Below are 9,192 nucleotides of genomic sequence, written 5' to 3' on the forward strand. Positions count from 1 at the left end.
TAGCCTGACGAACAAAGTGGTGCACCGCAGTCGGCGAGTTGGGTTTACATTTGTGTTTACATCACTCGCGCCGACGCGGTGACCACAATCGTTCCCCGACTGATTGCATTTCTCGCAACGGTGATCCAACATCAAAAGTTTTCGACTCCACGTTGACGAAAAACACCTCAACACCGGTGTCCATGAATACATGGCATGCTTCACTGCTGATTGCACGGTCACGACCGATGGTGGACCGCTAATTGACCTCAGCGTTGCCTGCGATATCCCGAGCTTCCTGAATGAACCACACTATCACGACGAGACTAAGTCATACCTCGAATCTGCCCTGGAACACATCGAGCGTGGACTCGGATATGCCTTGCTCCATCGACGGTACGGTCTGCGTGTGGTCCTTACTGACCTGCGACTGCATCCCATCGACTACCAGCCGCTATACTTGACGCTTCACACCTATTACTACGCTCGTCGTCAACTTGAAATGCTTGACAACAAAGACCGAATCCAGCACGACAAGAGCGGGGAACCATGAAATGCACGGGAGGACGGGAGTTGCGTTTGTTCCTATGCTTGAAAGTCTTTCGCCCGTCCCCCGTGATTTCTACCGTTATCGCAATCTAAGTATGAATCGACCGTCGCTACCAGAATTGACGCTTCAAGACGGCGACCTTTTTGGTGCGGCGATGCTCATCCCAGCATTCGCTTCCGATCTATCGACTTGGACCGTGACGATTCACAAGCATGGCTTGTTGACTCAGACCGTATTGATCTCGCAACCTCCAACATTTGAGGGGCACATTGCTACGTTGCGTCAACATGTACCAGCCAAGCAGCTCGAGAATTTGAAACGAATCGTTCACGATGATTTCATGCTGACGTTTTCCGATTTTCCCTCGATCGCAATGACTGACCAACAGACTACGCGGCTTGTGGTTCGCATGCACGGCAAGACAAATGTCATCGACGCGTATGGTGCTCACGCAATCGCAATGCTGGGGACCGACGCGGACAGGAAGAAAGCAGAGAAATACTGCCGGCTATGGGACGCCATCGTCGATTTAGCTCCATTCACACCCTACACTGATTGAAGCGATAACCATGCCGTGCACCGAAGGACGGGAGTCGACGGTTTTGAAGTGGTTAAATTCTTGGCCCGTCCTCGGTGACGGCCGACGTTCCGCTAACTACAAATTCGCAATGGCAGTCAATCCATATTCCCCAGCAACAGCGACGGACCTTGCGGATCTTGTTCCGGTCGGTCCCACGGGGCCGGCACGAATTGGTAACGGGCCATCGGTTGTCATTGCTCTCGGAGGTCTTTGCGGATTCTTGGTTGCTCTCCCTCTAATGCAACGACAGAATCTGTGGGGGCTCGTAATCGCAGTCGCAGGCTGGGTGATTGGTGGACTTATTTATCGCCAGATATCTGCGAAGTGGCCGCACGATCCGTTTGTTCGTCGACGGCAGTTCGCAATTTCTGTTGCGGCAGTGACGATTCCGCCGACCGTGACGTTTGGTTTCTTCGGCTTCTTGGGCACACAATACCCGCATCTAATCGTCCTGGCCGAAATCCTCGGTCTATCGATAGTTGCGGGAGTGGTTGCTAGCGGGACTCGACGTTTTCGACCGACGTCTGACATCGCGGAACCAGACGATGCACGTGAGCCGCCGAGTTGAGTTTATTGAAGTGGTCAGACGTTCGCGGCGACCACGTGATCGTTACCGTTCGTCGTGCTTGGTCACGTTCGTTGGTTCTTCGAACTTTGAATTCGGATCAACGCACAAGCCGGATATGGTGACTGCAGTCGGCCCATCGGGTTTTGACGCGACCTCTGTTTCCTGGTGATCGCTCTTGAAGTCGCGGTTTGATAAACGTTTCTAACACCCAACAATCGCCAACGTCGATTCGTGATCCGATACACCCATTGCTTCGTTGCGGTGGAGTCTTCGATTGGCCCCAACAATCGATAACGGCCTGACGATCGGTCAACCGCCGACTTCGGTACTTCGGTTTGCACACACTATGCTGTTCCCGACCCAGACTGATGGATTGCCCCACGGCATTCAACCATCGCTACAATGAATCACGACCGTCCAACACCACGCTGGCGGCAACCGTAAACCGACGAACCAATCGATGCACGTGAGTCGCCGCGTTGAGGTTGTTGGAGTGGTTCGTCAACCGCGGCGACCACGTGATCGTCACCGTTATGGCCATTCATCGACGCGACAACATGAATTGCAACTGGAACTCCGATGGCAAAGAAGACCACTAAGAAAAAGGCTGACTCTCAAAAGCGAACACGCACTCGTAAGTCCACAGTTTCTGGTGACGCTTTACCGCGACGGACGCTGGAACAGGCGATGCGGATACCTGAAGTCCTTCATTCGACGTACGCGGGAATATCCGCGTCGCGAAAGGACATCTGTGGCACCCTTGAAATTGGCGAGACATCGCCGAACACCCATTACCTCCTGTCGGCTGCTCAAGCCTATGGATTGATTACTAAGGAAGAGGATCAGTTTCTTCTTTCTGAGACCGGCCGCAAGATTGTCGCACCGACATTTGAAGGTGAAGATCGCGAAGCTCAAATCAAGGCGATACGAACGCCCACACTGCTGAGTCAGTTTTACACTGACTACGATGGGCATTCTCTGCCATCGGAGCAACACTTCCCCAATGTCTTGGAGAGCAAATTCAATGTTCCCCGAGACCGAGTGGATGAGACGATTCGCTTGATCGTCGACAACGGCCGCTTCGTCGGCATCTTGAACGAGACCGCAGACGGCACACTTCATCTGAACATCGGTGGTATTCCTACGATCGATGATGATGATACTGCGGACAAGCTAGAGGATCCGGAAGACATTGATGAAGGAGAGGCAGACGGCGATTGGTCTAAAATCTGTTTTTACATTACGCCCATCGGCGAAGACGGAAGCGACGCTCGAAAACATTCGGACATGATGTTAACGCACTTGATCGAACCGGTTGTCACGGAGCTTGGCCTTAAGGCCGTACGTGCAGACAAGATTGAGAAATCCGGATTAATCAGCCAACAGGTATTTGAACACCTCGTTAAATCGCGGCTTTGCATTGCCGACCTCTCTTTCAGCAATCCAAATGCTTTCTACGAACTCGGTGTTCGGCACATGACCAAGCGTCCTACAGTTCAAGTGATCCGCAAGGGGGATCGGATTCCTTTCGACGTATCGCAGGGACGAACAATAATTGTCGATACGTCCGATGTATACACGATAATGGATCGGTTTGATTCTGCACGACGCGAATTGCGAGAACACGTCAAGGCAATAGTAGACTCTGGCGTTGAGGTTGCTGGCGACGACAACCCTGTCGTCACGTACTTGCCAGGGCTCACCGTTAAACTACCCAAATAGCCCATAACAATCCGTTGCACACGGAGCCGCGGGCAGCGCGGTTTGGTGCGATCAACATCGTTTGCCGCGGCCCGGTGAACGGTGACGTTCCCCAATTTGATTACATGCGTGTTGTCTCCTCTCTAATTGTTTTGCTCCTCATCAGCACACTCGGATGCGACAACGTTTTCGTTGACGCGCCGTTCGGCGATCCGCTGCCCGATCGAACGCTCGAGTCTTTTCGCGGAACATGGGCTGACAAGCAGGGGAACGTCTACTTCGTCGAAGTTGCTGCGAAGAGCGACCTCGTCGTTGGCTTCACGAAATGGAACTCCAAAACAGACGCCTTTGAAACACAAAGCGTTCCTGTGTCGATTCGAACAGTTCAAAACCGAACGTTCTTGTTCATCCCGCCGGACACTCACAAGGAGGATCGACTGGTTTTCGTTTGGCTCTCCGATATTCAAGATGGCCGCATCTACGGAAGGGCGTGCAACCCAGACGCTTTTCGCGAGGCGGTACTCTCTGGGACATTGGGCGGTCAGGTTGTACGCCGAAAGAACGACCACTTTAATGTCAGGCTTGAGGCGTCGGATCAACTTGGAGCGTTTCTGGCATCTCCCGACGGTGCCAGCTTCTTTGACGAGCAAAATGACCAACCACTTCGTCGCCTTGCGTTCCGAGCGGATGGGGAACCAGCGGATGCACGTGAGCCGCCGAATTGAGTTTCTTGAAGTGGTAAGGCATTCGCGGCGGCCACGTGATCCGTATCGTTCGCGATGCCATCCGACGCCCGGTGGTGTGGCCCACTGTTTCTCTGCGATCTCTAGAATCGCTAACGGTTCTTCGATGATCGATGGTTTTGTTCCGTGCTCAGAAGAAGCTCATCGCCTGTCGATGTTGCTTCAGATCGCAGACGGTTTGACAGATGGCGACTAACCAACGCCTGATGGGAGCGGCGCTTGGCACGCTACACTCCAATGTCGCCAATCGCTATGTCACGTGACCTCTGTTTCCTGGGATTCGCTTCGAATATCGCGGGGCAGTTGATCGTATTGGATGCGAGGTTGTTCTTCGATTCACTTGATTTGACGCACAAGCGGATGCGGACAACCGACGCCTGACTGGAACGCCGGATGTCACTTCAGGTATTCAATCGGTTACACTGGCAAATGGCGACGGTGCTTCGTGCTGTCGTTGCGCGGGCTCGCGAACAATCGGATGCACACGGAGCAACGGAGTCGGGGACCTTTGGGTTTTAGTTTTTACTTGATCGCCGTTGCCCGGTGATCCTAGCCGTTCCACTCGGGTCATGCTCGTGACCGACGCCTGTCGATGATGTTCGTGATCTCAACGCTCGTTGGCCCAATTGATTTCACGGGACCTCCGTTTCCTGTTGATTCGCATTTGATGTCGTGGTTCTGATTCGTGAATGATTGACTGGCCTGACTGCGACTCGGCTGGTGGTAAATTTGATGACGGTTGGCCCACCTGATTTCGTCGGACCTCTGTTTCCCGGGATTCGCATTTGATGTCATGGTTTCAAAGGCTGCCAAATCGATTGATCCGACCGATACTGCCGGTGTGACGACTGGAGATTTCCCTTGGCGGTTTTGGCTTGATAGACTGTCTTTCAGCGGCGATGGTTCCGACTGTCGCCGATCGTAAGCAACGTGGAACAATGCGATGCACACCGAGCCGCGGAGATGTTGTTGTTGAAGTGGTTGATCGTCCGCCGCGGCCGGGTGATCGCCAGCGTTCGTCGTGCTACTTCACGTTGGTTGGTTCATTCACCTTCGAGGCCGGATCAAAATCGACGCCTGTCGTTGTGACTGGAAACGGCCCATCACTTCGTGACGCGACCTCTGTTTCCTGTTGATCGCTCTTGATGTCACGGGTTGATAGATCATCGTCTCCAATCGGATGATGGCTTGGTGATTCGCAACGCAAGTTACTTTCGCCGTACCGGAAGACTCACGTAGGGGCCCATTAATTGGCAACGGAACATCAGTCGCCTATCGATCGCACCTGATGTTGCGGTTTGGTCGTCGCGCCTGTCCCATCGCATAGACTCACGTACCGGCCCATCCAATGACGACGAAACCTCTGTCGCTTGTTGATCGCAATCGTAGTCACGGTTTACCATCGTAATCCCACTTGACAATAAGGCCCATCACCACGCAGCGATTGCTACAATGGTTCTGGCCCGTCCAACTTCCAGCCGGCGGCAAACGTAGCCTGACGAACAAAGTGGTGCACCGCAGTCGGCGAGTTGGGTTTACATTTGTGTTTACGTCACTCGCGCCGACGCGGTGACCACAATCGTTATCCCAACCTGCTATTTTGATTTCACCTGATCTGACACGATTGACGTTCGCGGCTAGTCGCTGGCGATTTTTCATCACTACTGCCGCAAGCAGTCTCTCTATTGGGATCGCAGTTTATTGCCTTACGCGGTGGGCTCAGATTCCGTATGGATGGGCGGTGTTTATCGTTGTGATTCGCGCGGCTTTCTGGGCCTGCGTGGTCGACATCCGGAATTTTGATGTCAATGTGCATGGACCAACGCTTTCTGGCCCAACCTTGATCTTTAGCTCCCAACCGGCATCCATCGACATGAACGACGTCGATCCGGAATTCGTCAGCGAGTGGCTCGGTGTTTTCTCCGTACATGATTCAACTGGAAAAGAAGTCATGGCACACTACCGGTACTACATGCCTGAAGATCGAGTGCTTCTTCGTGAACTCATCCAGCGCCTTCGCCGACCACGACATAGTGAATCTGTGGGATAACAATCGGATGCACGACGAGTCGCCGAGTTGTGTTTATTGAAGTGGATGATCACTCGCGGCGACCGCGTGATCGCCAACGTTCGTCGTGCTACATCACGTTCGTTGGTTCATTCATCTTCGAGTGCGGATCAAATCCGACGCCTGTCGTCGCGACTGAAATCGGGCCCATCGCATTATGACGCGACCTCTGTTTCCTGGTGATCGCTCTTGATGTCACGGTTTGATAGATCATCTTCTCCAACCGGATGGTGGCTTGGTGATCCGCAGCGCAAGTCACTTTCGTCGTGCCGGAAGACTCGCGTAGTGGCCCATTGCTTGGCAGAGGAACATCAGTCGCCTATTGATCGCACCTGATGTCGCGGTTTTGTTGTCGCTCCTGCCTCATCGCATTGATTCACGTACCCGTCCATCCATTGGTAACGGAACCTTTGTCGCCTGTTGATCGAATTGGTGGTCACGGTTTGGCATCGTAATCCTGGCTGATGTTGACGCCCCATGTCATTCAAGCGATTGCTACAATGAATTACGACCGTCCAACTTCCAGCCGGCGGCAAACGTAGCCTGACGAACCATGTGATGAACGGGAGTCGCGGGCGCTGCTGTTTCCTGAGTTCAGGATGTTTGGCCGCGACCCCGTTATCACCACCGTTCGCAATGCCATCCGACGCCCGGTGGTGTGGCCCACTGTTTCTCTGCGATCTCTAGAATCGCTAACGGTTCTTCGATGATCGATGGTTTTGTTCCGTGCTCAGAAGAAGCTCATCGCCTGTCGATGTTGCTTCAGATCGCAGACGGTTTGACAGATGGCGACTAACCAACGCCTGATGGGAGCGGCGCTTGGCACGCTACACTCCAATGTCGCCAATCGCTATGTCACGTGACCTCTGTTTCCTGGGATTGGCTTTGGGTGTCACGGAGCAATTGTTCGTATTGGATGCGAGGTTGTTCTTCGATTCACTTGATTTCACACACAAGCGGATGTGGACAACCGACGCCTGACGGGGATGCCGAATTTCCTCTCATGCTTCCAATCGGGTACACTGGCGAGCAGCGACGATGCTTCATACTGTCGTCACGCCCGGGCTCGCGAACAATCGGATGCACACGGAGCAACGGAGTCGGGCGCCTTTGGGTTTTAGTTTCTACTCGATCGCCGTTGCCCGGTGATCCTAGCCGTTCCGCCACTGACACCTACTGATTTCACGGAAATCAATCGTTGACACTCAAGGACGGCATCGAATTCATCGCTTCGGTGACCATTATGGGTTCGCTGATGTTGTTCACTCCGCTGTGGGGGCCGCGGTTGGTCTGCGGAAAACACCCAGGGCGTCTGCACAAGCACTGCCCCAATCAGATGCGGTTTTCGCTCCGGGACATTGCTTGTCTCTTCGTTTACCTCGCTATCGCAAACGCACTTTTTCAATTGATCCGCGGCGAATACCGATTCTTCCCGACACTCTCTGTTCTCATGCCGGTCTTGGCAAATCTGTTTGCAATCCTTGCTTGGATTTTGGCTTTCCGATTTGCTGATCGCTGGAACATCGCGTCAACATTCGGAAGAGTGCTGGCAATGCTGGTCTTCTTTCCGTTGTCAGCCGTTGCCGTAGCTCAGGGGTGCATGTGTTGTCTCATGCTGCTCTCAGGTCTGGAAGCATTCTCGGACGGATTCATTTCCGGCATTACTCAATACGTCAGCTCGCCCATTTCAATCGCCGCATGCGGTATGATGCTGTTCAGCCTCGTGATGATTTACGCGCTTCGCCGCTCATGGCGTGTAATGGTATCCAGAATGGCGGAACCATCGGATGCACCCGAGTCGGCGAGTCGGGCGTTTTGACAATGGAAGATTTCTCGCGCCGACCGGGTGATCCGCACCGTTCGTCTTGCTACTTCACGTTCGTTGGTTCATTCATCTTCGAGTGCGGATCAGATCCGACGCCTGCGTTGTGGCTGGTACTGGGCCCATTGCTTCGTGACGCGACCTCTGTTTCCTGGTGATCGCTCTTGATGTCACGGTTTGATAGATCATCGTCTCTTATCGGATGATAGCTTGGTGATTTGCAACGCGAATCGCATCCGTCATGCCGGATGACTCGCGTAGATGCCCATTGCTTGGCAGAGGAACATCAGTCGCCTATTGATCGCACCTGATGTCGCGGTTCGGTTGTCACTCCTGGCTTACCGTATTGATTCACGTACCGGCCCATCCATTGGCCACGGAACCTCTGTCGCCTGTTGATCGCATTGGTGATCACGGTTTGATATCGGAATCCCGCTTGACATTGACGCCCATCACCATGCAAGGATTGCTACAATAAATTACGACCGTCCAACTTCTAGCCGGCGGCAATCGTAGCCTGACGAACAAAGTGGTGCACCGCAGTCGGCGAGTTGGGTTTGCATTTGTGTTTACGTCACTCGCGCCGACGCGGTGACCACAAAACGTTCGTCGTGCTAAGTCACGTTCGTTGGTTCATTCACCTTTGACAGCGGATCAGATCCGACGCCTGTCGTTGTGGCTGGACTTGGGCCCATTGCTTGTTGACGCGACTTCTGTTTCCTATTGATCGCATCTGATGTCACGGTTTGGTAAACGTTTCCAATACCCAACATTCGCCAACGTCGGTTCGTGATCCTATACGCCCATTGCTTCGTTGCGGTGGAGTCTTCGATTTGCCCCAACACTGGATACCAGCCCAGCGATCGGCTGTCGATTGACTCCGGCACCACGGTTTGCACACACTATCCTGGTCCTGCTCCAGACTGATGGATCGCCCCAAGTCACTCAACGATGGCTACAATAGGTCACGTCCGTCCAACTTCATGATGGCGACAACCGTAAATCGACGAACCAAGTGATGAACGGGAGTCGCGGGCGCTGCTGTTTCCTGAGTTCAGGATGTTTGGCCGCGACCCCGTTATCACCAACGTTCGTCGTGCTTGGTCGCGCTGGTCGGTTCTTCTAGCTTTGAGTTTGGAACGACGCACAAGCCGGATAGGGTGACTGTAGTCGGCCCACCG

At 53.5% G+C, this 9,192-nt stretch carries 7 protein-coding genes; all 7 read left to right on the plus strand.

The window, feature by feature from the left end; genetic code table 11:
- The first annotated feature begins 190 nt into the window (after window positions 1-190).
- A complete protein-coding gene (locus tag FYC48_RS22280; RefSeq protein ID WP_149499006.1) occupies window positions 191-532 on the plus strand; it encodes a hypothetical protein in 342 nt (113 codons plus the stop codon).
- A 34-nt stretch (window positions 533-566) separates the two neighbouring features.
- Window positions 567-1,088: a hypothetical protein gene (locus FYC48_RS22285; RefSeq protein ID WP_160149707.1), complete on the plus strand. Its 522-nt coding sequence runs from the start codon at window positions 567-569 to the stop codon at window positions 1,086-1,088.
- Window positions 1,089-2,256: 1,168 nt separating this feature from the next.
- A complete protein-coding gene (locus tag FYC48_RS22290; protein ID WP_149499008.1) occupies window positions 2,257-3,399 on the plus strand; it encodes a hypothetical protein in 1,143 nt (380 codons plus the stop codon).
- 104 nt (window positions 3,400-3,503) lie between these two features.
- Complete coding sequence (locus FYC48_RS22295; RefSeq protein ID WP_149499009.1) at window positions 3,504-4,103, plus strand: hypothetical protein; 600 nt, start codon at window positions 3,504-3,506, stop codon at window positions 4,101-4,103.
- Between the two features lie 255 nt (window positions 4,104-4,358).
- On the plus strand, window positions 4,359-4,502 hold the full coding sequence (locus FYC48_RS27940; RefSeq protein ID WP_160149708.1) for a hypothetical protein: 144 nt from the start codon (window positions 4,359-4,361) through the stop codon (window positions 4,500-4,502).
- Between the two features lie 2,524 nt (window positions 4,503-7,026).
- Window positions 7,027-7,170 carry a hypothetical protein gene (locus FYC48_RS27945; RefSeq protein ID WP_160149709.1) on the plus strand — a complete coding sequence of 48 codons (144 nt, stop codon included), beginning with the start codon at window positions 7,027-7,029 and terminating at the stop codon, window positions 7,168-7,170.
- A gap of 217 nt (window positions 7,171-7,387) precedes the next feature.
- Window positions 7,388-8,008, plus strand: coding sequence for a hypothetical protein (locus FYC48_RS22300; protein ID WP_149499010.1), 621 nt, complete (start codon window positions 7,388-7,390; stop codon window positions 8,006-8,008).
- Window positions 8,009-9,192: the final 1,184 nt, after the last annotated feature.

Origin of the sequence: Roseiconus lacunae (genome assembly GCF_008312935.1) — a bacterium.
GTDB lineage: Bacteria > Planctomycetota > Planctomycetia > Pirellulales > Pirellulaceae > Stieleria > Stieleria lacunae.